The sequence below is a fragment of the Paraconexibacter antarcticus genome, assembly GCF_024220175.1.
Taxonomy (GTDB): Bacteria; Actinomycetota; Thermoleophilia; order Solirubrobacterales; family Solirubrobacteraceae; genus Paraconexibacter; species Paraconexibacter antarcticus.
Window position 1 is genome coordinate 4,130,544 of record NZ_CP098502.1, and the last position, 24,895, is coordinate 4,155,438.

Annotated in this window: 20 protein-coding genes; 9 read left to right on the forward strand and 11 right to left on the reverse strand. The window is 74.1% G+C overall.

Annotated elements, in window-relative coordinates; genetic code table 11:
• Positions 1–34 precede the first annotated feature (34 nt).
• Positions 35–802: a glutathione S-transferase family protein gene (locus tag NBH00_RS20195; RefSeq protein WP_254570376.1), complete on the forward strand. Its 768-nt coding sequence runs from the start codon at positions 35–37 to the stop codon at positions 800–802.
• A 39-nt stretch (positions 803–841) separates the two neighbouring features.
• Here the strand turns inward: NBH00_RS20195 and NBH00_RS20200 are convergent, their stop codons facing one another.
• The 3 genes from NBH00_RS20200 to NBH00_RS20210 form a co-directional block, all read right to left on the reverse strand.
• Positions 842–4,102 carry an MMPL family transporter gene (locus NBH00_RS20200; protein ID WP_254570377.1) on the reverse strand — a complete coding sequence of 1,087 codons (3,261 nt, stop codon included), beginning with the start codon at positions 4,100–4,102 and terminating at the stop codon, positions 842–844.
• Positions 4,103–4,319: 217 nt separating this feature from the next.
• Positions 4,320–6,539 (reverse strand): MMPL family transporter, encoded by a 2,220-nt coding sequence (locus tag NBH00_RS20205; protein WP_254570378.1) that lies wholly within the window; start codon positions 6,537–6,539, stop codon positions 4,320–4,322.
• Between the two features lie 48 nt (positions 6,540–6,587).
• On the reverse strand, positions 6,588–7,019 hold the full coding sequence (locus NBH00_RS20210) for a VOC family protein (protein WP_254570379.1): 432 nt from the start codon (positions 7,017–7,019) through the stop codon (positions 6,588–6,590).
• 161 nt (positions 7,020–7,180) lie between these two features.
• Here NBH00_RS20210 and NBH00_RS20215 point away from each other — a divergent pair, with 161 nt between their 5' ends.
• Entirely contained in the window at positions 7,181–8,050 is an 870-nt protein-coding gene (locus NBH00_RS20215) for an IS982 family transposase (protein ID WP_254569017.1), read from the forward strand.
• Between the two features lie 21 nt (positions 8,051–8,071).
• On the opposite strand, the gene NBH00_RS20220 is transcribed toward NBH00_RS20215, so the two are convergent.
• Positions 8,072–8,527 carry a helix-turn-helix transcriptional regulator gene (locus tag NBH00_RS20220; RefSeq protein ID WP_254570380.1) on the reverse strand — a complete coding sequence of 152 codons (456 nt, stop codon included), beginning with the start codon at positions 8,525–8,527 and terminating at the stop codon, positions 8,072–8,074.
• A gap of 342 nt (positions 8,528–8,869) precedes the next feature.
• Here NBH00_RS20220 and NBH00_RS20225 point away from each other — a divergent pair, with 342 nt between their 5' ends.
• Together NBH00_RS20225 and NBH00_RS20230 are read left to right on the forward strand one after the other, a co-directional pair.
• Complete coding sequence (locus tag NBH00_RS20225) at positions 8,870–9,622, forward strand: ferritin family protein (protein WP_254570381.1); 753 nt, start codon at positions 8,870–8,872, stop codon at positions 9,620–9,622.
• Positions 9,619–10,626, forward strand: a complete 1,008-nt coding sequence (locus NBH00_RS20230) for a patatin-like phospholipase family protein (RefSeq protein ID WP_254570382.1) — start codon at positions 9,619–9,621, stop codon at positions 10,624–10,626. Before NBH00_RS20225 ends, NBH00_RS20230 begins: the two co-directional genes overlap by 4 nt.
• Here NBH00_RS20230 and NBH00_RS20235 read toward each other — a convergent pair.
• Positions 10,604–11,626 carry a hypothetical protein gene (locus NBH00_RS20235; RefSeq protein WP_254570383.1) on the reverse strand — a complete coding sequence of 341 codons (1,023 nt, stop codon included), beginning with the start codon at positions 11,624–11,626 and terminating at the stop codon, positions 10,604–10,606. The genes NBH00_RS20230 and NBH00_RS20235 overlap by 23 nt on opposite strands.
• Positions 11,627–11,738: 112 nt before the next feature.
• Here NBH00_RS20235 and NBH00_RS20240 point away from each other — a divergent pair, with 112 nt between their 5' ends.
• Entirely contained in the window at positions 11,739–11,945 is a 207-nt protein-coding gene (locus tag NBH00_RS20240; RefSeq protein ID WP_254570384.1) for a hypothetical protein, read from the forward strand.
• Between the two features lie 185 nt (positions 11,946–12,130).
• On the opposite strand, the gene NBH00_RS20245 is transcribed toward NBH00_RS20240, so the two are convergent.
• A complete protein-coding gene (locus tag NBH00_RS20245) occupies positions 12,131–12,520 on the reverse strand; it encodes a hypothetical protein (RefSeq protein WP_254570385.1) in 390 nt (129 codons plus the stop codon).
• Between the two features lie 306 nt (positions 12,521–12,826).
• Here NBH00_RS20245 and NBH00_RS20250 point away from each other — a divergent pair, with 306 nt between their 5' ends.
• Positions 12,827–14,401, forward strand: a complete 1,575-nt coding sequence (locus NBH00_RS20250) for a S53 family peptidase (RefSeq protein ID WP_254570386.1) — start codon at positions 12,827–12,829, stop codon at positions 14,399–14,401.
• A 48-nt stretch (positions 14,402–14,449) separates the two neighbouring features.
• On the opposite strand, the gene NBH00_RS20255 is transcribed toward NBH00_RS20250, so the two are convergent.
• The gene (locus tag NBH00_RS20255) at positions 14,450–16,189 is read right to left on the reverse strand and encodes an LVIVD repeat-containing protein (protein WP_254570387.1); all 1,740 of its coding nucleotides are present in this window, start codon (positions 16,187–16,189) and stop codon (positions 14,450–14,452) included.
• Between the two features lie 204 nt (positions 16,190–16,393).
• On the opposite strand from NBH00_RS20255, the gene NBH00_RS20260 reads away from it, so the two are divergent.
• Positions 16,394–16,705: a hypothetical protein gene (locus tag NBH00_RS20260; protein ID WP_254570388.1), complete on the forward strand. Its 312-nt coding sequence runs from the start codon at positions 16,394–16,396 to the stop codon at positions 16,703–16,705.
• 46 nt (positions 16,706–16,751) lie between these two features.
• On the opposite strand, the gene NBH00_RS20265 is transcribed toward NBH00_RS20260, so the two are convergent.
• The 3 genes from NBH00_RS20265 to NBH00_RS20275 all read right to left on the reverse strand — a co-directional run bounded on the left by NBH00_RS20265 (position 16,752) and on the right by NBH00_RS20275 (position 20,031).
• The gene (locus NBH00_RS20265) at positions 16,752–17,912 is read right to left on the reverse strand and encodes a metallophosphoesterase (RefSeq protein ID WP_254570389.1); all 1,161 of its coding nucleotides are present in this window, start codon (positions 17,910–17,912) and stop codon (positions 16,752–16,754) included.
• Between the two features lie 95 nt (positions 17,913–18,007).
• The gene (locus NBH00_RS20270) at positions 18,008–18,418 is read right to left on the reverse strand and encodes a MarR family winged helix-turn-helix transcriptional regulator (protein WP_254570390.1); all 411 of its coding nucleotides are present in this window, start codon (positions 18,416–18,418) and stop codon (positions 18,008–18,010) included.
• On the reverse strand, positions 18,415–20,031 hold the full coding sequence (locus NBH00_RS20275; protein ID WP_437126596.1) for a chloride channel protein: 1,617 nt from the start codon (positions 20,029–20,031) through the stop codon (positions 18,415–18,417). The genes NBH00_RS20270 and NBH00_RS20275 overlap by 4 nt, the downstream gene beginning before the upstream one ends.
• Positions 20,032–20,104: 73 nt before the next feature.
• Here NBH00_RS20275 and NBH00_RS20280 point away from each other — a divergent pair, with 73 nt between their 5' ends.
• Both NBH00_RS20280 and NBH00_RS20285 read left to right on the forward strand, forming a co-directional pair.
• Entirely contained in the window at positions 20,105–20,398 is a 294-nt protein-coding gene (locus tag NBH00_RS20280; RefSeq protein WP_254570392.1) for a hypothetical protein, read from the forward strand.
• Positions 20,399–20,634: 236 nt separating this feature from the next.
• Positions 20,635–21,882: an Ig-like domain-containing protein gene (locus tag NBH00_RS20285; RefSeq protein ID WP_254570393.1), complete on the forward strand. Its 1,248-nt coding sequence runs from the start codon at positions 20,635–20,637 to the stop codon at positions 21,880–21,882.
• A 97-nt stretch (positions 21,883–21,979) separates the two neighbouring features.
• Here NBH00_RS20285 and NBH00_RS20290 read toward each other — a convergent pair whose 3' ends face one another.
• Positions 21,980–24,811 (reverse strand): hypothetical protein, encoded by a 2,832-nt coding sequence (locus NBH00_RS20290; RefSeq protein WP_254570394.1) that lies wholly within the window; start codon positions 24,809–24,811, stop codon positions 21,980–21,982.
• Positions 24,812–24,895: the final 84 nt, after the last annotated feature.

The window sequence follows — 24,895 nt, forward strand, 5'->3', positions numbered from 1 at the left end:
GGCCGGCGGCCCGCCGCTCGGCTACCGTCCGGGCGTGGCCGAGCACCGCCTCATCACGATCCCGATCAGCCACTTCTGCGAGAAGGCGCGCTGGGCGCTCGAGCGGGCGGGGGTCCCCTACGTCGAGGAGCCGCACCTGCAGGGCGTCCACGTCGCGCACGCGCTGCGGCGCGGTCGCAGCCGGACGGTCCCCGTGCTCCTCACCGCCGACGGCGACGTCGTCCCGGAGTCCTCGGCGATCATGCGCTGGGCGGACGGCCAGCTCGCCGACCCGGAGCGGCGGCTCTACCCCGTCGGGGTCGCCGGCGCCGAGGCCGCGCGCCTGGAGGCGTGGCTCGACGGGGACTTCGGCGCGGACGGGCGGCTGTGGATGTACCACGAGACGCTGCCCGCGGTGCAGACGCTGGAGGCCTCGGTCGTCCACGGCATCCCGGCCTGGGAGCGGCACCTCTTCCGTCGCGGCCGGACGCCGCTGAACGCCTTCGTCTGCCGCTACCTCGGCGTGAACGCGGAGACGGCCGCGGCCGCGCTCGCCCGGGTGGACGACGTCTTCGCGACGATCGGCGACCGCCTGCAGGACGGCCGGCCCTACCTCTGCGGCGACCGCCTCACCGCCGCCGACATCACCTTCGCCGCCCTCTCCGCGCCGGTCATCTGCCCCGAGCAGTACGGGTCACCGCTGCCGTCCCTCGACGCCATGCCCACGGCCTACGCCCGCGAGGTCCGGCGCCTGCGCGAGACCCCCGCGGGCCGGTTCGCGCTGGCGCTCTTCGCACGCGAGCGGCGCCTCGTCGCGAGCTGACCGGGGCAGGACCGGCCGGCGCCCGGCGGGCCCGAGCGCTCAGGTCGCTTCCGGCACCGGGACGAGCCCGCCCGGGACGTGAACCCCGCTGAGCGGACGCGCCGGCCCCCACGCCCGCCGTCCCGCGAGCTTCAGCGCCGCGGGCAGGACGACGAGGCGCACGAGGGTCGCGTCGAGGGCGACGGCGATGCCGAGGCCGACACCGAACTCGCGGATCGACGGCACGTCGGTCGTCGCGAAGGCGGCGAAGACCGCGAGCATCGAGATCGCCGCACCGCTGACGACGTGGGCGGTGGAGGACAGGCCCGCGGTGATCGCGCGCCGCGGGTCACCGTGCCGGTCGACCTCCTCGCGGATCCGGCCGACGATGAACAGCTGGTAGTCGATCGAGAGGGCGAACATCACCGCGAAGACGGCGATGACGGTCGTCGCGTCGAGGCTCCCGGCGAAGAGCGTCCCCATCAGGCCGATCGTCGCGGCAACGGTGAGGAGCGTCAGCCCGACGCCGATGAGCGGGACGAGGAGCGACCGCAGGAGCACCGCGAGCAGGAGCGTCGTCGCGAGCGCGAGGACGAGCACGATGCCGGGGAACCGGGTGTGCGCGGCGTGCTCGTAGTCGAGCAGCAGCGCCGACGAGCCGCCGACGGCCGTGTCGCTCCCCGTCGCCCGGCCGAAGCGCTGCGCGGCGAGCGTCAGGCGGTGATAGAGGGCGCCCGCCCCGGGATCGCTCGGGCCCAGCCGCGGGACGATGAGGATCCGCGCGGCCTGGCCGCCGCGGTCGACGTTCAGGCCCGTGCCGTTCCCGTCCCGCCCGTCGAGCGCGGCGAGCACGAAGTACCCGGAGTCGACGACCGACGGCGACGTGTTCACCGGCGCGCCCGCGGGCTTCTTCGCCGAGCCGGACGACAGTCCGGCGAGCTCGCCCTTCGCGCCGCTCAGGCCCTGGACGAGCGCATCGCTGCGGCGCCGGCTCGCGGCGACCGAGCTCGACACGCCCGCGACGCCCGCCTGCAGCCGCGACACGCCCGCGCCGAGGGCAGAGGTCCCGCCGCCGAGCTTCGCGAGCGCACCCTGCACGGCGTCCGTGCTGCCGCTGAGGGTCGAGACGCTCCCGCTGAGCTGCGCGAGATTCGCCCGCAGCTGCGAGAGGCCCGCCGTGAGCGCGCGGGCCTTCGCCGCGAGCGGGTGGACGCTGATCTTCGCGAGGGAGTCGGCGAGCTTGTTCGTCGCGGCGATCTGCGCGGCGAGCCCGGCGGCGACGGTGTCGAGCGACGTCGCGACCGCGGAGGTGTCGATCGTCTGCTTCGCCGCTTCGACCGCGCGGGCGGCGCGCGTCGTGTTGAAGCCGGGACGGACGCCCGCGAGCGCCCGCTGCGCGTCGGAGAGCTGCTGCAGGACGGCCGCGTTCTGCGTGCGGGCGTCGCTCGCCGCGCGCGTGACGTCGTCGTGACGGCTCGAGATGCGGCCGGAGAGCACGCGCACCGCGGGTGACGCGAGCGCGAACCCGCTGCCGATCCGATGGATCGCCTCGGCGAGCGCCGCGCTGCCGTCACGGGCGCTCGCGGCGCCGGCGGTGAGCCGGCCGGTCCCGGCGGCCGCGGTCCGCAGCCGGCCGGTGAGCGTGCGCGCCCCGGCCGCCGCGCCCTGCACGCCGTCGCGGAGCCTGGCCACGCCGCCGGCGAGGGCGGCCGAGCCGGAGCCGAGCGTCTTCGCGGCCGCGTCGGCCTCGGTGAAGGCGCCGGTGAGGCCGCCGACGCCGCCCTCGAGCCGGCCGACCGACCCCTTGAGCCTGGAGAGCTTCGCCGTCTGCGCGGGGATCGCGCCGGCGAGCGCCTTCTGCTGGCGGATGAGGCGGCGGCCGTCGCGGCGCAGGCGCTCGGCCCGCGCGGCGATGGTCCCCGGACCGAGGACGACGCGCACGCCCGGGTCGGCGCCGAGCTCGCGCTGGAGCTGCATGAGCGCGCGCAGCCGCGCCGGGGTCGTCATCGTCCCCTTGCGGGCGACGGCGACGACCTCGAAGTTCGCGCCCCAGCCCGGGCCGACGGCGCGGTCGACGGCGTTCAGGTCGGCGCGGGCAGCGCTCGACGCGGGCAGCTGCGCCGCGTCCGGGCCGGCGGTCTTCAGCGACAGCGCGGGGACCGCGAGCAGGGCGAGGGCGGCGCAGCCCGCGCCGACGGTCACGAGCGGGCGGCGCATGGCCACGGCGCCGACGCGCTCCCAGGGCGTCACGGTCGCGGGCGGCGGCCCGGCCGCGGCCGCGGCCGCGGCGGCGGCGGCGGGTCCGGCGGGTCCGGCCGCCCCGGCCGCCGGGGTGAGCCGGGCACCGGTGAGGACGAGGGCGGCGGGCATCGCGACGCAGGCGCCGAGAACGGCGACCGCGCCGGCCGCCCCGACGCCGAGCGCGGCGGAGACGACGGGCGTGCCCGGCCCGAGGACGGCGACGAGGACCATCGCGAGGACGATCGACGCGCCGGCGGTGAGGATCGTGTGGCGGGTCCCGACGACGGCGCCCGCGGCGGCCGCGTCGACGCCGGCCCCGCCGCGTCGCTCCTCGCGGAAGCGCGAGACCATGAGCAGCGAGTAGTCGACGGCGAGGGCGAGGCCCATCATCGACGCGAGCGCGGTGCCGAGCCCGTCGACCGGCAACCGCGAGGAGAGCAGCTCGACGAGGCCGGTCGCCGCGAGGACGGTCGTGCCGCCGAAGACGACGGGGATCGCGGCGGCGGCGATCGACCGGAAGACGAGCAGCAGGACGAGCAGGAGCGCCGGGAGCGCGACGAGGTCGGCGCGGTGGACGGCGTGGCGGGAGGCGTCGGCGAGCGCGCGGGAGACGATCGGCAGCCCGGTGACGTGGGCGGTGACCGGGCCCGACGTCCCCGCCCGCACGAGCGAGGCGACGGTCGCGGCGCGCTCCTCGACCCTGCGGCCCTTCCCCGCGATCGAGGCGAGCAGCAGGAGCCTGTCGGCGGCGGGGCGCAGGGCGGGACGCAGCGTGGGCGCGTTCCACGGGGAGGCGAGCGTCACGCCGGGGACCTTCGCGAGGCGGTTCGCGAGGGCGTGGCCCTGGGCGCGGACGTCGCGTGACGGGCCGGTGAGGAGGACCGGGACGGTCGTCGACTGGTCGAAGCGGCCGGCGGTGAGCGCGAGGGCGCGCGCCGATTCGGTGCCGGAGACCTTCAGGCTCGCGGGCTGCAGCCGGCCGTGGCCGGCGCCGAGGACGGCGAGGAGGACCGCGACGGCGAGCCATCCCGTGAGGGCGGCGACCGGACGCCGGCGTGCGAGGGCGGCCGCGCTACGCACGCGCCTGCGCCCCGATCACGCTGAGGGAACCACCGTTGCCGACCATCGCACAACCCCTGTCTGCCCCTGCCGGGCACGTCGCCTGACCGGGGGCCTCCCAGCCCCGAGCCCTGTCGGGATGAAGATCGGCAGGTTCGCGTGAGAACTTGACGGGGTCCGGCGGCGACGGGCGCTCCGGGCGGGGCGAGGGCCCCCCGGCCCCGCGCCGCCCGCCCGCCTACGCCGCGTCGGGCGCGGGCTCCGGGACGCCCGGCAGGCGGTGCTCCGAGCTCTCGATCGCCAGGCGCGGCATGCGCCGGTCCAGCCAGGCCGGCAGGTACCACGCGTGCCGCCCGAGGATCTCCATCAGCGCCGGGACGAGCAGGCAGCGGATGATGACCGCGTCGAAGAACACCGCGCTCGCGAGGCCGACGCCGAAGAGCTTGATGATGCGGTCGTCGCCGAGCGCGAACGAGGCGAAGACGAGCACCATGATCGACGCCGCGGCGGTGATGACCTTGCCGGTCGACTGCACCCCGTGGGCGACGGACCCCGACGCGTCCCCGGTCTGCTCCCACTCCTCGTGCACGCGCGAGATGAGGAAGACCTCGTAGTCCATCGAGAGCCCGAAGACGATCGCGAACATGAGCACCGGGACGAACGACTCGATCGGGCCGGTCCCGATCCCGAGCAGGCCGGCCCCGTGGCCGTCCTGGAAGATGAGCGTGACGAACCCGAGCGCGGCGCCGATCGACAGCAGGTTCATCGCGGCGGCCTTCACCGGGATGACGACCGAGCGGAAGACGACGAGCAGGAGCAGGGCGCTGAGGAGGACGACGACGCCGACGAACAGCGGGAGCTTGCTCGCGACGACGCGCGAGAAGTCCTCGGCGCCCGCCGTGTACCCGCCGACCTCGATCGTCGCGCCGGTCTTCTGCTCCAGGCCCGGCCGCACGTCGTTCCGCACCCGTTTGAGCGCGGTCGTCGTCCGCTCGTCCTGCGGCCCGGTGCGCGGATAGGCGTTGATCGTCGCGACGGCGCCGTCGGGCGAGAGCGCGTAGGGCGCGACGAACGTGAAGTCCTTGTCGGCCCGGAGGGTCGCGGCGATCGTCGCGGCCGCGGCCCTGTCCCCCGGCTTCGCGAGCTTCGCGACCATGAGGAACGCGCCGTTCGTGCCCGCGCCGAAGCCGTCGGCGATGAGGTGGTACGCGGCGCGTGTCGTCGAGCCGGGCGGGTCGACGCCTGCGTCGCTCGAGCCGAGGCGGATGCTCAGCGCCGGGATCGCCATGCCGAGCAGCAGGACGATCGACAGGAGGGCCGCGGGCCAGGGCCGGCGCTGCACGGCGAGCGACCAGCGCGCCCAGCCCGTCCCCTCCGCCTTGACCGCGCGCTTCGCCGCCCGCCTGGCGACGCGCTTCTTCGTCAGGCCGTCCATCTTCGTGCCGGCGCCGCCGATGAGGGCGGGCAGCACGGTGAGGGCGGCGAACATCGTCGACAGCACGGTCGCCGCGGCGCCGAGCGCCACGCCGTGCATGAAGTTCAGGCCGAGCAGCAGGAGGCCGAGCAGCGCGATGACGACCGTGATCGCCGCGAAGACGACCGTGCGGCCGGCGGTGTCGATGGCCGTCTCGATCGCGTCGTCCTTCGACCGGCCCGCCCGGACCTCGGCCCGGAAGCGCGTGACGATGAAGAGGGCGTAGTCGATGCCGACGCCGATGCCGATGAGCAGCGAGAGCTGAGTCGCGAAGTCGGGCGTGTCGACGAGGTGGCTGAGGACGGTGATGATGCCGAGCGAGCAGCCGATCGCCAGGAGCGTCGACACGAGCGGCAGGCCCATCGCGACGAGCGAGCCGAAGGTGAGGAAGAGGACGATCGCGGCGGCGATGATGCCGAGGAACTCCGACGGGCCCTGGCTGTTGGCGAAGCGGATGAGCTTCGCCCCCGGGCCGCCGTGCTCGACCTGCAGCGACGCCGATCGCGCCTGGAACGCGGCCTTCTCGATCTTCTCGAGCGGCGGCGCCGTCAGGTCGTTCGTCGACTTCCGGTAGTCGAGCTTCGCGACGCCGATCTTCCCGTCGGCCGTGATCTGACCGCCCGGCTGGTAGGGGGTGATGACGCCCGCGACCTCGGGCCGGGCCGCGGCCGCCCTCAGCGTCCGCTCGATCTCCGCCTTGACCTGCGGGTCCCTCAGGGAGCCCGTCTTCGCCCGGTAGACGAACTGGTCGGTGTCGCCCTTCTGGGCGGGGAAGTGCTGGGAGAGCAGGTCGTACGCGCGCTGGCTCTCGGTGCCGGGGAGGCGGAAGGACTGGATCTCCTTCTTCCCGACCCCCGCCGCCACCACCTGCAGCGCCGCCAGCGCCAGCAGCCACGCGAGGAACGTCCGCCAGCGGTGGGCGTTGCACACGCGCGCGAGGCGGACGAAGGCGGACGAGGTGGCGGGACGGGCGGGGTCGGTCATGCAGGCTCCGGGAGTCGGTTCGCGAACAGGGTAGACGGACGAGCCGCGTCAGTTCGTCGCGACTTCCTGGCGCACCTGCGTCAATCTGAACGAATTGCCGGACGGGTCGCGGAAGCCGGAATCGATGCCGTAGGGCCGGTCCTCGGGCGTCTCGGTGAACTCCACGCCCCGCGCGCGGAGCTCCGCGTAGCTCGCGTGGACGTCGTCGGTCGTGAGGAAGACGGTCCCGGCGAAGCCCTTCGCCATGAGCGTGCGGACCTGGCCGGCGGACTCGGCGTCCATCACCGGCTCGCCCGGGATCGCCATGAGGACGATCGCGAAGTCGTCCTGGCCGGCCGGGCCGACCGTGAGCCAGCGGAAGTCGCCCATCTCGGGCAGGGTGACGTCGGCACGGACCTCCATGCCGAGCTTGTCGGTGTAGAAGGCGAGCGCCTCGTCCTGGTCGTGCACCCACAGCTGGGCGCAGGAGATGCTGATCATCGGGGTTCTCCGTTCGGGGGGTTCGTCCGCGGGCTGCGGCGTGCCCGAAGCTAGATGGTTCGTTCCACGGCGGGGGCGGAGGAGTCGGGTAGGCAGGTGACATAAGCAGGCAGGTCGAAGTCGGCGGTGCTATCTCGCCAACGCCGACCCTGGGGGCCTCGATGGACGCCGACCTCGACCTGCTGCTGATCGCTGTTTACTGCACCTGCGACGATCTCCTGCCTGCGAAGGGCAAGAACGCCAAACGGATCTTGACCGACGCGGAGGTCGTCACGTTGAGCGTGGCTCAGCAGGTACTGCGGATCAGCTCTGACGAGCAGTTCTGGGCGATGGCACCGCATCGCTTGGGGCACCTGTTCCCGCGACTGCCCAAGCGCCCGGGTTTCGTCAAACGCCGCCAGCGCCTGTCGGACAAAATCGAAGCGCTGATCCTCGAGTTCGCCCGCCACACCAACGGCTTTGACGACGACCTGCTCGTGGTCGACAGCACACCGGTCGAATGCGGTCGCTCGGTCGAAACGACGCGCCGCAGCGCCCTGGGCAACGCCGCGGAGTACGGCTACTGCGCCAGCCATTCCCGCTTCTTCTGGGGCTTCCGCCTGCACGGCCTGTTCGCGACCGACGGCACTCCACGCGCCCTTGCCCTGACCTCCCCGAAAACGGGCGAACGAGACGTCGCGCTGGACATGCTCGCCCGCTGCCACCGCAACGGCCCGGTCACCGTCATCGGCGACAAGGGCTACTCCGGCCGCGACTTCCACGCCCAAGCCTCCGCGCTCGGCGCCACGATCGTCCGCCCCCGACGCAAGGACGAGGCCGGCAAAGAGCCGCACCTGGCCCCGATCCGGCAATGCGTGGAATCGATCTTCTGGACATGCAAAGACATGCTCAACCTCGAGGACCACCGCGCCCGCGAGCTCCACACGCTCCGCACCCGCCTGGCCGCCAAGTTCCTCGCTCTCACCGCCGCGATCGCTCTCAACGAACGCCTCGGCCGCCCACCACGCAACCTCACTGCCTACTACGCCTGACCGATCCGTGGAACGAACCATCTAGTCCGGCGCGGCGCCGTTGTCTTCTCCAAACGTGCGGTGTCGCGGCCGGGCGTAGGCGCGGACGACGCACGCCGGGACCCGGGCGTGGGCCGCGGCGGGCGGGAACGCGGCCCGGTACGCGGTCGGGGAGCGGCCGTACGTCCGGGTGAACGTCGAGGTGAACGAGCCGACCGAGCGCAGCCCCACGCTGAGGCAGACCTCCGCGACCGAGCGGTCGGTGCCGCGCAGCAGCGCGGCGGCCCGCTCGAGGCGGCGGGTCAGGAGGTACGCGTGCGGGGACTCGCCGAAGGCCCGGCGGAACTCGCGGCTGAAGTGCGCGCGGGAGAGGCCGGCGGCCGCGGCGAGGTCGTCCACGGTGAGCGGCTCGGCGTAGCGCGCGTCGGCGAGGTCCTTCGCGCGCAGCAGGTGCCGCGCGGGCGGATGGAAGACGAGGGGGCGGTGGGCGCTCGCCACGGGATGAGCGTAGCGGCGGGTGGCTGCGGGGAGGGCGCGCGTTCGGCGCCTGGCGGTCGGGCGGGGCGCGCCGCCAGGGCGCGCGCAGGGTGAATGAAGATTCACGGTGTCCACGACACCGTGAATCTTCATTCACTTTTAGGACGCGGGCGCCGGCGGGCGGCGGCGGGCGCCGGCGGGCGGGAGCGGCGGGCGCCGGCGGGCGGGAGCGGCGGGCGGCGGCGGCGGACGGGGGCGGCGGGCGGCGGCGCCGGGGCGGCGGGCCGGCGGGCGCCGGCGGGCGGGAGGCGGATGGCCGGACCCGCGGCCTCCGCGCGCGCCACCCCGATACCGTCCTCACGGATGACGCTGGCCGGGTACGACCACCTCCTCGCCGCCGGCCGCCGCCTGCAGTGGGACGACGCGGCCGTCGACCTGCGGGCCGACGCCGCCGCCTGGCCCGCGCTCGACCCCGCGCTCGCGGCCCGGGTCACCGCGCTCGTCGCCGGATTCTGCGTCGCCGAGGTCGCCGTCGCCGCGCACCTGCACCCGTTCGGCCCGGCCGCCGGCAACCCGTCCGCGGCCGCCTGCTTCGCGCTCCAGGCGCAGGACGAGCGCCGCCACGCGCGCTTCTTCGCGCGGGCCGCCGCCGAGGTGCTCGGGATCGACCCGGACACGGGCGCCCGCGCCTTCGCCGCCCCGGGGGTGCTCGCGCTCTTCGAGACCGACCTCCCTGCGCTCGCCGACCGGCTCGCCGCCGGTGACGCCGCCCTGCCCGAGGCCGTCGGCCTCTACCACCTCGTCCTCGAGGGGATCGTCTTCGCGATCGGCCAGGAGGCGCTGCTCGATACGCTCACGGTCGCCGGCGTCCTCCCCGGCGTCCGTGACGGGCTCGCGCGCGTCCAGGGCGACGAGCGCTGGCACGTCGGCCTCGGGGTCATGTGCCTGCAGGACGCCGGGGGCACCGCCGAGGCCGGGGACGTCGCGACGCTCGCCGCCCGCGCCGCGGCCGCCTGGGGCCCGGACGTCGCGACGCCCGAGCGGGTCGAACGGGCGCTCGCCGTCCACGCCCGTCGCCTCACGGTCCTCGCCCGGGCCGGGGCGGCGGCGCGATGACGAAGGTCTCGCTCGCGCTCGGGAGCGGCGGCGCCCGCGGCTACGCCCACATCGGCGCGATCCAGGTGCTCGAGGAGCGGGGCCTGGAGGTCGTCGCGGTCGCCGGCTCGTCGATGGGCGCCCTCGTCGGCGGCGTCTACGCGGCGGGCGAGCTCGCCGCCTACACCGAGTGGGCGGTCGGGCTGAACCAGCTCGACGTCCTGCGCCTGCTCGACCTCTCGCTCTCCGCGCCGGGGGCGATCCGCGCCGAGCGCGTGCTCTCGCGCGTGCGCGAGCTCCTCGCCGGGCGCCGCATCGAGGACCTCCCCATCCCCTTCACCGCCGTCGCCACCGATCTCCTCGCCCGGCGGGAGGTGTGGTTCCAGCGCGGCCCCGTCGACGAGGCGATCAGCGCCTCGATCGCGATCCCGGGCATCTTCCCGCCGGTGCTGCTCAACGGCCGCATGCTCGTCGACGGCGGGCTCATGGATCCGGTGCCGGTCGCGCCGACCGCGGCGGTCCCGGCCGACCTGACGATCGCGATCTCGCTCGGCGGGGAGCGGAGCGCCGGCGGGGCCGGCCCCGCCGGCGCCGCGGTCGTGAGCGGCAGCGCCGCGGAGACCGCCGAGCCGCGCCCGATCGACGAGTGGGCCGAGCGCTTCCGCCGCGGCGCCGCGCAGGCCCTCGACACGGACATGGCGAAGTCGCTGCTCGCGCGCTTCCCCGCCGCCGCCGAGGAGGCCGCGGCGCGTGTCACGGTGCCCGCCGCCGCGGCCGCCGCGGCCGCCCCCGCGCCCCCGGGCCTCACGAAGCTCGACGTCATGAACCAGGCGCTCGAGGCGATGCAGGACGTCGTCACCCGGTACCGCCTCGCCGGCTCGCCGCCGGACCTCCTCGTGACGATCCCGAAGGACGCCTGCCGCACGCTCGACTTCCACCGGGCCGCCCCGATGATCGAGATCGGCCGCCGGCGGATGGGCGAGGCGCTCGACGAGGCCGGCTTCAGCGCGGACCGGCCGGGCTGAGCGCCCGCGCCGCGAGCGCGGCGTCGACGACCGCGGCCGCGGCGGTGCAGCCGGCCGGGAGTGCCCGGCGGAGCGCGCCGAGCACCCCGCGGCAGAAGTGCTCGCCGTCGCCGCCGTAGCCGAGCGCCCCGAGCCGGCCGGCGTGCCCCTCGAGGACGTCGGCCCCGGCGAACGTCGCGGCCCCGACGACGTCGATCGTCGTGCGGACCGCCCCGGCCATCGCCCGGGCCTCGGCGCGGGAGCGCGCGGCGGCCCCGACGACCTCGCCGGCGATCTGCGCGGCGAGCCGGTGGCCGATCCGCTCGAGCTCGCGTGCCTCCCGCAGCGCCGCGGGGCGGCAGAGGGCGGTGGGCGCCGGGTCGGCGGCCCAGGCTTCGAGGACGGCGCCGCTCGCGACGGCGTCCGGGCCCCAGCCGTCGGCGCCGACCGCGCGCGCCGCGGCGCCGTCCGCCCCGAAGGCGCGGCCTCCGACGAGGACCCGGTGCCCGGCGATGTGGATGGCGCGGATCGTGTCCGCGCAGGCGAGGAGCTGCGCGCTCAGGGTGACGCTGACGAGGACGGCGACCGGGTCCTCGCCCGTCCGCTGCCCGGTCGCCGTGCGCCCGCCCGCGAGCGCCGTCTCGTCGACGTGCCAGCCCTCGTGGCGCAGGCGCTGGGCGGCGACGCGGCCGGGGAGGCGGTGCGGGTCGGCCGGGAAGGTCGCGAGCACGAGACGCCCGCGGGAGCCGGGCTCGGCCGGGGCGAGCCGGGCGAGGACGCGCTCGGCGGCGGCCGTCTGGGCGCGGGCGGGCGCGGCGCGCGGGAGCGCCGCGCGGGCCTCGTCGCTGCCGGCGGTGCTCCCGAGCAGCCGCAGCGCCGGGCTCAGCAGGTCGTCGAGCAGCGCGGGCGCGCTCGAGCCGTCGGCCAGGAGCGCGGTCACCAGGCCGTCCAGGCTCCGGTGGTCGGCCTGCCGCAGCAGCGCGGCGGTGCGGTCGATGAGGGGCGGGTGCGTCGGCGGCATCGGGCTCGTCCCCGGATGGTCGGCCCGGCTGCGGCGATCCTGAGAGCGGCGCTGCGCCGGACCCCTGATCCGTGCGGCGGCGGGTGCGTAATCCCCCTCAGTGACGCGCGGGGTGGATGTGATCGGGTGCTGGACCGCCGCCGAGCGACGGCGGCTCATCGCGCGGCTGCAGGCGGCCGGCTTTCCGTGCCGCAGCGTCGCGGTGGGCGAGGACGATCGCGTCGCCCTCGAGGTCGAGCTCTCGCCCGGTCACGGTCGCGCCGAGCTCGAGCGGCTCCTGCGCCCGGCGCGCGGCCGGATCCTGGCGCGGGAGCCCTGAACCGGCGAGCGCCGGCGCGGGGCGGCGCCGCCTCAGGTGCGGCGGGCCGGCACCGCCCAGTCCGGGCGGGTGAGGGCGAGGCCGAACGGCTTGACCCAGTGGAGCGGACGCGGCGACGGGGAGGTCATGCCCGGGTGATCGGCCGGCGCGCCGCGATCCGCAAGTGCCACGGGGTCAGACCGCGGTCAGACTCGGCGGCGCGAGGTGCCCGCCAGGCCGGCGCCCGCCAGCGCGCGGGCGATCATGCCGCCGACGATCGGCCAGACGAGCGCCGCCAGGCCCCAGTCGACGACCATCTCGACCTTGCGGTCCTTGAAGGTGAAGAGCCCGTCGAACGGACCGACGAGCGTGCGGCCGGTGTCGTGGAAGAACCGGACGACGTCGTTCGTGCTGTGAGCGCCGAGCAGGCGCAGGACGATCGCGATGACGATGATGCCGACGACGATCGAGGTGATCGCCTGCACGAGCCGCGCGAGCAGCAGGAGGCCCGCACCGGCGCCCCCGGCCGCGGTCGCGCCGACGCCGCGACGTCCATGTCCGGTGGTGGTCCTGACGGGTTGCAGCGTCCTGCGCATGACGTCTCTCCTCGGGGTGACGGGCGGGATGTGACCGAGGGTTACCCCGAACGCGCGGGCGCCACGCGCGGCGCCGCACAACGATCGTCCAGTGGGTCGCGCGCCGGGCCGGCGGCCGCCGCAACCGGGACGCGAACCGGGACGCCGGTTGGGTGCGAAGCGCCGGGTGTACATCCTCCAACGTGTCCATGGTCAGGGCGGTTGACCGCGGGGTAGGGTCGGGCGCAGCTGCACCCCGAGGTCGCGTTTCCGGGCTGGGAGGCGCGGACGGCGGCCCCCACCCCACCCCCACGGAGGTCCACCCCCATGCATGTCCGCCATGCGGCGATCGCGCTGGCCGCGGTCGCCACGTTCGGCTGCGCCACCCCCGGCGCGGTCGCCAGGACGCGCCACGCCGCGCGCACCCACCGCCTCTCCCCGCCGCACGCGAGCGTCAGCCCGCTCGCCCTCGAGGCCCCGTCGACCCGCGGCACGGTCGCCGGCGCCGCCGACGCCACGACGGGCTGCACCTCGCCGCCGCCGGTCCGCGTCACCCCGTACATCCACTGCTACACGCCCGCCGACATCGCCTCGCACTACGGCGTGAGCGCGCTGCACGACGCGGGCACGATGGGCCAGGGCCAGACGATCGTCCTCGTCGACGCCTACGGCAGCCCGACGGCGAAGGCCGACCTGCAGACCTTCCACGACACGTTCTACCCCGGCCTCCCGGATCCGGACTTCACCGCCGACTACCCGTTCGGCGCCCCCGACTACAAGACGTCCACGAGCCAGGGCGTCTCGGGCCCGTCGGCCGCGGCGGGCTGGGCGGGTGAGGTCACGCTCGACCTCGAATGGGCCTACGCGATGGCTCCCAGGGCCCACATCGTCATGCTCGCCGTGCCGCCGGCCGAGACGCTCGGCGTGCAGGGCTTCCCGAACCTCTTCAAGGCGATGAGCGCCGCGATCGACCGGTACCCGGCGGGGACCGTCTTCTCGCAGTCCTTCGGCGTGAGCGAGGAGACCTTCGGCGGCGCGGCGGCGACGCAGACGGCGAAGTTCGACGCGGTCTACCGGAAGGCCGCCGCGAAGGGCGACACGGTGCTCGCGTCCTCCGGTGACGACGGCACGCTCGGCACGTCGAAGCAGCACAAGGAGTCCACGACGTACGGCCACCCGACCGTCGGCTGGCCCGCGTCGAGCCCGTACGTCACCGCCGTCGGCGGCACCCAGCTCCAGAAGGGCTGGACCTGGAACCCGACGAGCGACATCCCGTTCACCGCGGCCGGCGACTACAACCCGAGCTACTGGGCCTTCACGCCCGGCGGCGAGCAGGACGTCGTCTGGAACGAGTCGTGGCTCCCGGCGGCGACCGGTGGCGGCCAGAGCTCGATCTACGCCCGTCCGGGCTACCAGGACTCCGTGGCCGATGTCGTCGGCGCGCAGCGGGGCATCCCGGACCTCGCGTGGGACGCGGCCGTCAACGGCGGCGTGCTCGTCTACACGTCCTTCTACCCGGACACGAACCGCGTCGGCTGGCACATCTACGGCGGGACGAGCTCGTCCTCGCCGCAGGTCGCCGGCCTCGTCGCCCTCGGCAACCAGCGGCAGGCGGCCAAGCCCGGTGGCAAGCCGCTCGGCTTCCTCAACCCGCTGATCTACTCGGTCGGCAGCGGCCCGGCGTTCACCGACGTCGTCCCGGTCACCGAGGGCACCGCGCTGAGCGGCCGCCTCGACGACAACCAGGACTGGGACTACAACGGTGACGGCGTCGCTGTGACGAAGGACCCGGTCACGGGCAACCCGACGACCGGCGGGTACGACATGACGACGGGCTTCGGCGTCCCGAACGCCGCCGCCTTCGTCAGCGCCCTGGGCGCCGCGCGGGACGCGACGCCGTAGACGGGCCCGGCGGCGCGGCCCCGGTGCGCCGGGGCCGCGCCGGCGCTGCTACCGCCTGCCGCCCCGCGTGCAGGGGTGGTAGGTCCGGGTCGTGCCGGCGGTGCGGCCGCCGCGCAGCGTCGCGCGGATCGTGAGCTTCACCGTCAGGCGCCGGATGCCGCGCAGGTCGACGACCGCGCTGAGCCGCCGGCCGCGGCGCGTCGTCCGCACGCGCCTGCCGCCGAGGGTCGCCGTGGCGGTGCGGACCCGTGCCCCGCGCGGGAGCGTGAGCGTCGCGGTGAAGCGGCGGCGGCTGGAGCAGCGCAGAGCGGGCGCCGCGGCCGGCCAGACCGACGGGTCGATGCGGACGACGTTGAAGCCCGAGGCGCCGTCCGTGTACCAGATCTCCTTGCGGTCGGCCGCGAACGCCGGCTGCGACATCGCGAAGTCGCTCGCCATGAAGCCGTTCTCCGCGCGCGGGACCGTGGGCGCGACGAAGTAGGCGATCTCCTTCGGCCTGGTCAGCTCGCTGATGTCGAAGACCCGCAGGCCGGAGGCGATGAACGAGCAGGCGACGACCTTCGGGTCCGTCCGCGTGGGGATGTTGCAGTAGTGGGCGGCGTAGCCCTGGACGGGGCTGAGGGCGCCCGGGTCGCCCGCCGCCGCCTTGTGGTCGGCCGGCTGGTCGACCTGCAGGCGGAGGTTCGCGATGACCCGCGGTGAGCGCTCGTCGGCGATGTCGATGATCCGCGCGGCGCCGACGTCGTCGGGGTTGCCGCCGAACGTCCCGGCGGAGTACTCGTCGAACTCGAGGACGTAGGGATGGCCGTCCTCGGTGAAGGGGATCGCGTTCTGCGGGATGGTCGCGGACTGCCACGTCAGGCGGCTGATCTCGCGGACCTGCGGGTGCGCCTTCCGCGCCTGGATCTCGCTCGTATCGAGGATGAGCATGTTGTGCCCGAGCGGGTCGGCGATGTAGGCCCGGTTGCCGTCGTCGCTCAGCGTCATGCCGTGCGAGACGACGTTGCCCTGCCACAGGTCGTGCGGGTGCCTGGGGTCGGTGACGTCGATCGCGGTGATCGAAGTCGTCGCGGTGCCGGTCGCGTAGAACGTGCGGCCGTCCTCGGAGAAGCCGCTCTCGTGGCCGAGCCGCGCGAGCAGCTGCGTCGACTGCAGCTGCGGATGCCGGCAGTCCGCGTGCGCGTCGTAGATCGAGACGAGGCCGGGCGCGGTGGCCGGGTTGCCGAGGACGGCCGCGATGAGCCCGCGCCTGACGTTGAGGTTCAGCGACTCGTGCGGCGACAGCATCGGCGGCTCGGTGAGCGTGTCGGTCTGCACCGGGTGCGCCGGGTCGGACATGTCGAGGACGGCGACGCCGACCGAGGTCGAGTCGAGCTTCAGCGCGTTGAGCGGGAAGAGGAGGGCCGTGTCGTAGTACGCGCACTCGCGACCCTGGGTGTCGACGTAGCGCAGGACCTTGAAGCCGCCGGAGGTCCCCTGGTGGGCGAGCAGCGTCGCGTTGCAGTGCAGCCCGCCCGTGGCGGCGCTGGCCGGGACGCGGCCCTGGATCCCGGGCTCCGGCTTCGCGCCCGGGCCACAGACCGCCCGCGGCGTCGCGACGAGCGCCGGTTCGGGGTTGTGCTGCATCGGGAGCTTCGCGGGCGTCTGGCCCGCACCCTGGGAGAGCGCGCCGAGGTCGTTCAGCGGACCGAGCGCTCCTTGGGCGGCGGCGGTCTGCGGGGCGACGACCGCCGTGGCGACGCACAGCGTCGCGACGACCCGGCCCAGCGTTCTCGGCGTGCGGCGCATGACTCTCCTCGTGACCCGGCCGCGCGCCGTCGGTGACGCGGGCCCTACGTGATGGCGCGGAGCCTATCCCGTCAAATGAACGCACGCGGGCAGACGAGGGGGTTCTCCCGGGGAAAGGTGTGCAAAATCGCCCGGCTTGGGGACGTTCGCGCAGGTGTGCGCCAAGCTGACGTGGACGTGTCTGCTCACGGACGAAGTCCACGCGTGCTCAGCCCTCTCGCGACGCCGTCCCCGGACGCCCTCACGAGCGCTCGCGCGGCCTCGCCCACCGTCTCGCGCCGCCTCGACGTCCGGGTCGTGTTGCGTGACGGCCTCGCCGGCCGCGGCGTCCGCCTCGAGGCCCTCTTCGCCGACTGGCCCGCGCAGGCGAAGGCCGACGCGCTCGCCCGGGTGCGGTCGACGTTCGGGCCCCGCGCCGGCGCGGCGGTCTTCGTGCGGCGTGACGGGCACCACGTCGAGCTCGTCGACCTCGCGACCGACCGGCGCCTGCGCCTGATGGTCCCCGTCGGGCTGTAGACCCAGGCGGCGCGGGCGATCGTGCCCGCGCCACCGATCGGCCGTCCTACCCGGTGATGCGCTCCCACGAGAACGGGCCGAAGGCGTCGTCGCCGTTCGGGGCGTCCTGCGCGGGGTCGATGCGGAGCTTCAGCCACTCCAGCGGGAACGTGCTGCCGTGCACGACGATCCGGTGGAAGTTCGGCACGTCCAGCGCCGGGCTGTAGATCGCGTCGAACGGGCTGGCCGGCGACATCGGGTTGTCGGACCGGTAGACGTGCGAGTCGCCGTTGAGCAGCAGGACCGGCCGCCCGAACGCCGCGGTGTGCGACGCGATCGACGTGACGATCGGCTGGTAGTTCTGCAGGTGCGCCGGGTCCTTGCCGTCGACGTCCCACATGTCCGCCTGGGTCTGGATGAGGACGGCCTTCGCGCCGTCCGCCCGGGCGCGGGCGAACGCCGCGTCGATCCAGCGCAGGTCGGCCCCCGTGCGCTCGGTCATCTCCTGGGTCTGCGCCGCCGAGGTCGCCGGGGTGCCGAACCACCGGTCGGCGTCGTTGTTCGAGCCGCCGGGGATGTTCACGGTGACGAAGACCGTCCGGTTCTGCTCCCACATGACGTTCTCGACGTACTTGGCGTCGGACGGGTGCGCGGGGTCGACGACGCTGCCCTGCGAGAGGACGGCCTTCCTCCGGCCGCCGAGCGTCACGCCGGGGCGGGCGAAGAAGACCGACCGGACGAGGTCGAGGTTCGCCGCCGGGTCGCCGCAGGCGAAGTCGACGCAGTTGCCGCTCGAGTCCTTCACGTGGTCGATCTGGCCGGTGGCGGCGTTGTAGAGCCCGCCACCCTCCTTGACCTTGTGGCAGTCGGACCACTCGTTGTCCCCGGGGGTGTAGACGAGCGGATCCTTGAAGTCGTCCCACAGGCCGAGGACCGCGCGGTCGTAGGACTCGGTGCAGTACTGCGAGCCCGAGTGGATGTCGCCGACGTGCATGACGAGGCGGACCTTCGGGTCGTCGTTGATGCTCTTGACGAACGCCGGCGTGGCGGCGAACTCCGACGTGTCGGTCGGGGTGGTGCCGTAGGGCGCGTCCCCGTAGACGGCGAAGGTCACCGGGCCGTCGGAGCCTGCGTCGAACGGGCTGCCGTTGCCGGCAGACGCGGTGGCCGCGGCGCCGGCGCTCAGGGCGACGGCGGCGGCGGCGGTGACCGCGAGGAGCTTCCTCATTGGTGATGCCTCCAGAAGGTGGGTGGGCGCGTGAACCTATGGCGGCCCGCGCCCGCCCCGGTTACCGGGCCGTTACCGCCGCGGCCGGTGTGCGGTCAGCCGAACTCGCCCCACAGCGCCCGCATCTGGGGGGCGAGCGTGGCGACCTCGGCGAGATGGAGGGCCGCGAGCTCCGCCAGCCGCTCCTCCCCCTGGGGCGTGAGCCGCACGTGCACCCGCGCACCGTGCTCGGTATCGCGCCGGCGCTCGACGAGTCCCGCCTCGACCGCGCGGTCGACGAGGCCGACGACGCTGTGATGCCGCAGGCGCAGGGTGGCCGCGAGGTCGGTGAGCGTCGGCCCGTCCGGCCGCGGGTCGGCGCGGACCGCGAGCGTGAGCTGAAACTGGGCCGGCGTCGTGCCGAGGTCGCGGGCGCGATCCTCCGCCCACGCGAGGTAGTCGCGGATGCCCGCCCGCAGTGCGGCGAGGCGCTCGTAGTCCGGCTGTCGCGGCCCCCGCGTGCTCACGCCGACAGAGTGGCACGCGGGCGCGTCGGCAGCGGCGTGATGAGGCGCTCGCGGTGGCGCTCGGCGAGGAGGTCGCGCAGCCGGCCCTCGAGGAGGTGCTCGACGGTCAGGTGGCCGATGACGACGTCCGGGGCCTCGCGCGTGACGACGGCGGCGACGGCGACGTGCGCGCCCGCGAACTGCAGGGCGGCCTCCCGCAGCGTGTCGTCGATGCAGATGACGAGCGCGGTCTCCTCGTCGGGTGGCGCTGAGGACATCACCTCGTCGACGAGCAGCACCTCGAGCGGGTCGACCGCGTACTCGCGGGACAGGTGCAGCCCGCGGCGCGCGATCTTCTCGGTGAGGACCGAGCGCTTGAGCAGCAGCGCCGACACGAGGTAGGCGGCGGTCGCGCCGATGAGAAGGGGCAGCACGTACGGCCATGCCCGCGTCAGCTCGAGCGGGAAGATCACTCCGGTGAGCGGCGACCGCATGACGCCGCCGACGACCGCGCCGAGCCCGACGAGGGCCCAGAACCCCGGGGCGACGTGCGGCAGGACGTGCGCCTCGAGGCCGCCGAGGGCGGCGCCGATCATGAACACGGGCGCGAGGACGCCGCCCGAGGTCCCGGAGCCGAGCGACAGGCTCCAGATCGCCGTCTTCACCACGAGGATCCCGACGATGAGGGACATCCCCCCGCGCCCGGTGAGCAGCGAGTCGATGACGTCGTAGCCGACGCCGAGCGCCCGGGGCTCGATGAGGCCGCCGACGCCGATGATCGCGCCGCCGATCGCCGGCCACCACATCCAGTGCAGCGGCAGCCGGTGGAAGGCGTCCTCGGAGGCGTAGACGAGCCCCGTCGCGGCGACGGCGAGCAGGCCGCCGAGCACCCCGGCCGGGACGCACAGCAGCTCCGGCCAGGCGCCGATGTGGGTCGGGACCGCGTGCAGCGGGAAGAGCGCCCCGCCCCCGAGCAGCGGCACCCGCAGCATGGTCGCGGTCGCCACCGCCGCCACGACGGGGATGAAGCTCCGCGGCCGCCACTCGAACAGCAGCAGCTCGACGGCGAGCAGGACCGAGGCGAGCGGCGCGTTGAACGTCGCCGCCATGCCCGCGGCCGCGCCCGACACGAGCAGCGTCTTGCGCTCGGCGGCGGTGAGGTGCAGGGTCTGCGCGAGGATCGAGCCCACCGCGCCGCCGGTCATGATGATCGGCCCCTCGGCGCCGAAGGGCCCGCCGGTGCCGATCGAGACGGCGGCCGACAGCGGCTTGAGGATGGCGACGCGCGGGGCGACCCGGCTGCCGCCGACGAGGATCGCCTCGATCGTCTCGGGCATCCCGTGCCCGCGGATCTTCTCGGAGCCGTAGCGCGCCATCAGGCCGACGATGAGGCCGCCCGCGACCGGCGCGAGGAGGATGAGCCACGCCGCCGGGTGCCCCGCCCCGGGGGCCGCCAGCGACGAGCCGGCGTCCCCGAAGAAGACGAGGTGCGTCACGAGCCCGATGAGGCGCTGCAGGCCGAGGGCCGCCACCGCCGCGACCGCGCCGACCGGCACCGCCCAGGCGATGACCCGCAGGACGGCCGGGGTGAGCGTGAAGTCGCCGAGGTGGGCGACGCGATCCTTGGACATCATATCGCCTCACGATATCGAAGCGCGATACTTTTGCTTGCCCAAAGGGCGCGCCGCCGCTACGGTCCGGTTTCCGGTGTCCTTTCGTTTCCGCATCGCCTCCCTTGTCGCGGCGAGCCTGCTCGTCGCCGTTCCCGTGGCGTCCGCCGGGATCCGCGCGCGCATCGACGCCGCCGACGCCGTCGAGACGGCCCTCCACGCGAAGTACCACCGCTACCTGTGGACGGCCGCCTGCGACCAGACCGCGCCGGCGCACTTCCGCTGCCGGTTCATCGGCCGGAGGGCGTCCCACGCCGGGACCGGCAAGGCGACCGTCGTCCGACAGGGCAGACGGTACACCGTGACGCTCGGCACCGTGCGCTTCCGCTGACCACGGACCCGCCCGGTCCGGGCGCGGCGGTGCGGGGGGAGGAACTGCGCCCACCCGCGCGAATCCCTGTCCACCGTTCCGGACGGATGTCCGATTCACCACCCTGACCGCTGTGCACGGGCTGGGACCGGGCCGATGAGGGACAGAAGTCCGGTCCATCAGGGACGCGAGGCGGGCCCCTGCCCCTCCCGCGTACCGCGACCGGCGACACCCCCGCCGCCGCCCAAGGAGTCCCGATGAAGGTCCGCCCCGGCCTGTCCCTGCTCACCGCTGCCTGCTTCGCCCTCGCCCCGGCCACGATCGCCCACGCGGGGAAGCCCGTCCGCGGCGGCGACACGACGCCACCGACCGTGTCCATCGGCGCGCCCGGTGCCGGCGCGACCGTCGCCGGCACGATCACCGTCAGCGGCAAGGCGGCCGACAACACGTCGCTCGCCGGCGTCGCGGTGAAGGTCGACGCGGGTGCCTACCAGACGGCGACGGGCACGAGCGCCTGGTCCGCGCCGGTCGACAGCACGGCCTACGCGAACGGGACGCACACGATCACCGCGCAGGCGACCGACGGCGCGGGGAACCGGACGACGACCACCGTCACGGTCTCGGTGCAGAACGCGGCGGCCACCCCGCCGCCGGACACGACCGCCCCGACCGTCGCGTTCGGCGCGCCCGCGGCCGGCGCCACCGTCTCCGGTACGACGACGGTCTCCGGCAGCGCGACGGACGACACGTCGGTCGCCGCGGTCGCCACGAGCGTCGACGGCGGCCCGTGGAGCGCCGCGTCCGGGACCGCCGCATGGTCGTGGGGCTGGAACACGACCACGCTCACGAACGGGACCCACACGGTCGCCGTCCGCGCCACCGACGCCGCCGGCAACGCGGCGGTCGCGTCGCGGTCGTTCACCGTGAGCAACACGTCGGGGACCCCGACCGTCGTCGACTCCCTCACGACTCCCGAGGGCGCGAAGATCCTCGTCTACAGCGACGCGTCCGGCTGGACGGCGCAGCAGGTCTACGACCTCCTCAAGCCCAACGCCTACGAGCTCGACAAGATAGGACCGTCGCTGACCGTCAAGGCCCAGGCGGCCACCTCGTCGCAGACCTCGACGAGCGCCGGCACGACCGGCGGCGTCTACACCTCGTTTCGCGCGACGATCTACCTCCAGGCGAAGGCCGGCTCGACGTTCACCTCGCGCCCCGACCAGATCGTGGCCCACGAGTACGGGCACGCCTGGACGATGTACCACCTCTACCTGACCCGCCAGGGCGACTGGTCACCGTGGCTCTCCGCCCGCGGCCTGCTCGGCGACAGCCGCGTCGACTCGTCCTACAACTGGTCCAAGAACGAGATGATCGCGGACGACTACCGGATGCTCTTCGGCACGTCGGCCGCCGTCTCGGAGGCGGGCTACATCAACTCGGAGGCGACCGATCCGCGGCTCGTCCCCGGCCTGAAGGACTTCTTCCTGACCGGCTGGGCCCGATGAGCGCCACCGGGGCGAGGGGGTCCGACACGACCCCCTCGCCCCCTTGCGCCCGGGAGGCGCGGGACGGGCGCCTCCCGGTCCGCAGCCGTGCCCGGGGTCAGCACAGCGTGTTGTTGTTCCACTGGTCGAGCTGGTGTGCCAGCGCGTTGGCCAGGGCCTGGTCGGCGGCCGACATCTTGCTCGCGCCGCTCGTGTACGAGGAGACCCCGTCGAAGCCGTACTTCGCCAGCAGGGTCTGCGCCTGCGCGCGGTAGGTGAGCAGCCCGCCACACGCCCCGGCCCCGCCCTGGAGGTTCAGCTCGACCGCCATGAGCTGCGCCGCGAGGTTGTACGCCGGGTCGGAGGCCATCTTCTTGCCGCTGTTGACCGTCGACTTGTTCAGCAGGTTCACCGCCTCTTTGCAGGTGTCGACGTACAGGCTCCCGATGTAGACCCCGTGGGTGCTCTGGCCGGCCGCGATCGGGAAGGAGGCCAGCACCTGATCGGTCGTCTGCTTCATCTTGCCGTTGTTCGACGAGCAGGACGCGTGGGTCTTCCAGTACCCGATCGTGAGCGCCAGGCCGCCGGGCGGCGGGGTGTTGTCGACGGTGTACGTCTTCGTCTCACCTGCCGTGACGGTGAAGTCGTGGCAGATGACGCTGTTGTCGGCGAACGGGTCGTTCACGACGTTCGGGGTGAAGCCGCCCGCGAACAGGGACGTCATCCACCCGACGGCCGGCACCGTCTCGCACAGCTGGTAGGTCGTGCCGGGGACGAGGTCGGAGGTGAACGTCGCCGGGTTGTGGGCGGCGTCCACCGTCTGGGTCTCGAGCGTCGTCCCGACCGCGGACGGGCTCGCTCCGGTGCGCAGCTGGAAGGTGAAGCTGCGCCCGCCGAGGTCCGAGGACCCGCTGACCGTCTTCTGGACCTTCAGATGCCCGTACTCGACGTTCGTGAACGTGCAGGAGTAGGCGTGGTCGGCATCGGCGGGATAGTTGACGGTGAACGAGCACTCGCCGCTCGACCCGCTGTTGAACCAGCCGGACTGCCCGGTCTCGGTGATCGTGTACGAGCCCTCCTGCAGGGTCGTCGTGAACGAGGCCGTGCCGGTGGCGTCGGTGAGCACCTTCTCGCCGCCGGCCGGGGTGCCGGGGCCGGTCAGGACCATCTGCCATCCGCTCTCGAAGCCGGTCGGATCCGAGATCTTGTGCGCCTCGGCCGTGGCGGGGCCGAAGTTGTTCGTGAACTCGGCGCCGCCGCTGCAGGCGGTCGTGACGTCGACCGGCACCGGGTCCTGCGGGGCCCAGCCGGTGGCCGTGCGCTCCTCGACGGTGTACTGCGCGGGGGTGAGGCCGGTCACGTCGACGGACTTCGTCGTGTCGCCCGCCGCGAAGTTCAGCGTCCGGGTCTCGACGACGTTGCCCGCCGCATCCTTGACGTCGAACGTGAAGGACGCCGTCTCCGTCCCCGAGAGGACGTTCGGGATGTGCTTGACGATCGAGATCGTCGCCTGCCGGGCGGAGACGAGGGCGACGGAGGCGTTCGCGTGGGCGTCGAACCCGTCCGACCCGGTGACGTGGGCGACGTCGCTCAGCGTGCCCGAGCCGCTGGAACCGGCCGAGGTGTACACCGTCTTGCTGAACGTCACGGCTCCGGAGTCGCCCTGGGACGAGGACAGCCAGTCCGTCTGGGAGGTCGTCTTCGTGCCGGCGACGTAGCCGTTCTGGAACGCGCCGATGTCCGGGGTGAACGAGTCGGCCGAGTAGGAGAACGGGCCGGTGATGCTCTCGCTGTCGGAGATGACCGCGCTGTCGTTCGTCACGATGCCCGAGCCCTGCACGGTGGCCGCGGCGACGGCCGAGGTCGAGCCGGGGATCGCGATGCCGGTGACCTTGTCCGTGTAGGTCGCGGTCGCGACGTCGTTGAGGGCGAGCGTCCCGGCCGGCACGGTCATCGTGTGCGTCAGGACGAGGAGCTTCGTGTTCGCCGGGACGTCGACCGCACCGCCGTTGACGGTGTCGAGCGTCGTGCTTCCGGACCTGATGACGTCCGTCGGCGTGACGGTGATCGTGCGCGCCGCCGGGTTCTTCGCATAGACGTGCGTCGTCACCGTGATGTCGCCGGACGGCGTCGCGGCGAGCTTCGTCCACGTCACCGTCACCGTCACGGCGACCGTCGCGTCGAGGGCCGCGCCGGTGGCGCAGGTGTTCGTGAAGTTCACGTGGTCGGGCTCGGCGCCCTTGACGATCGACCAGGCGTGGTCGGAGTTCTGCAGGGCCGACATGTCCTTCGTCAGCTCCTGCGGCAGGATCTCGTTGACCGGGATCGACACGTCGGACGCCCCGATGCCCTGGGTCGTCGGCTTGCCGTCGGAACCGATCAGCGCGAGGTTGGCGTGCAGCGACGACCCGGGGAAGAGGTGCGACCCCAGGGCCAGCCGCCCGTAGTAGTCGTAGACGCAGGTCGAGCCCTGCGCCTGCGTGACGGTCAGCGTGCGGTAGATCGACTCGTCGATCCCGCCGAAGCCGGTCGTCGTGAGCTGGCCGCTCGATGTCCCGGTGTCGCATCCGGCGTCCGAGAGCGCGGCGTTCAGCGTCGGGGCCGAGATCACGTCGTAGCCGGGTGCGCCTGCGTCCCTGCCGTCGAGCACGACGGCGATGGTGTAGGTCTGCGTCGCCGGCGCGGCGTTCCCCGCATCGAGGGTCACACGGTGCGGAACGAGATCGAGCTCGTTCCACCCCTTGCCGAGGTTGCCCGTCGTGTACGCCGCCGACGGGCAGATGAAGTTGCCGTTGCCGTCGGGCAGGACGGTCGTGGAGCTGAACTTGCAGCCCTCGAGCGTCGAGCCGACGTGGCTTGGATCGGTGGCCCCGGCGACGGCGGGCAGAGCGCCGAAGGTGGCGATGGCGGCGAGGGCGACGAGCGCCCGGCGCGCAGTGCGTGATCCCAACATCTCGACGTCCTCTCGTGGCGGCAATGGCACCCCGACGTCACGTCGTCCTTGCGTCCGATCTCATCATCCCTGATTTCGGAC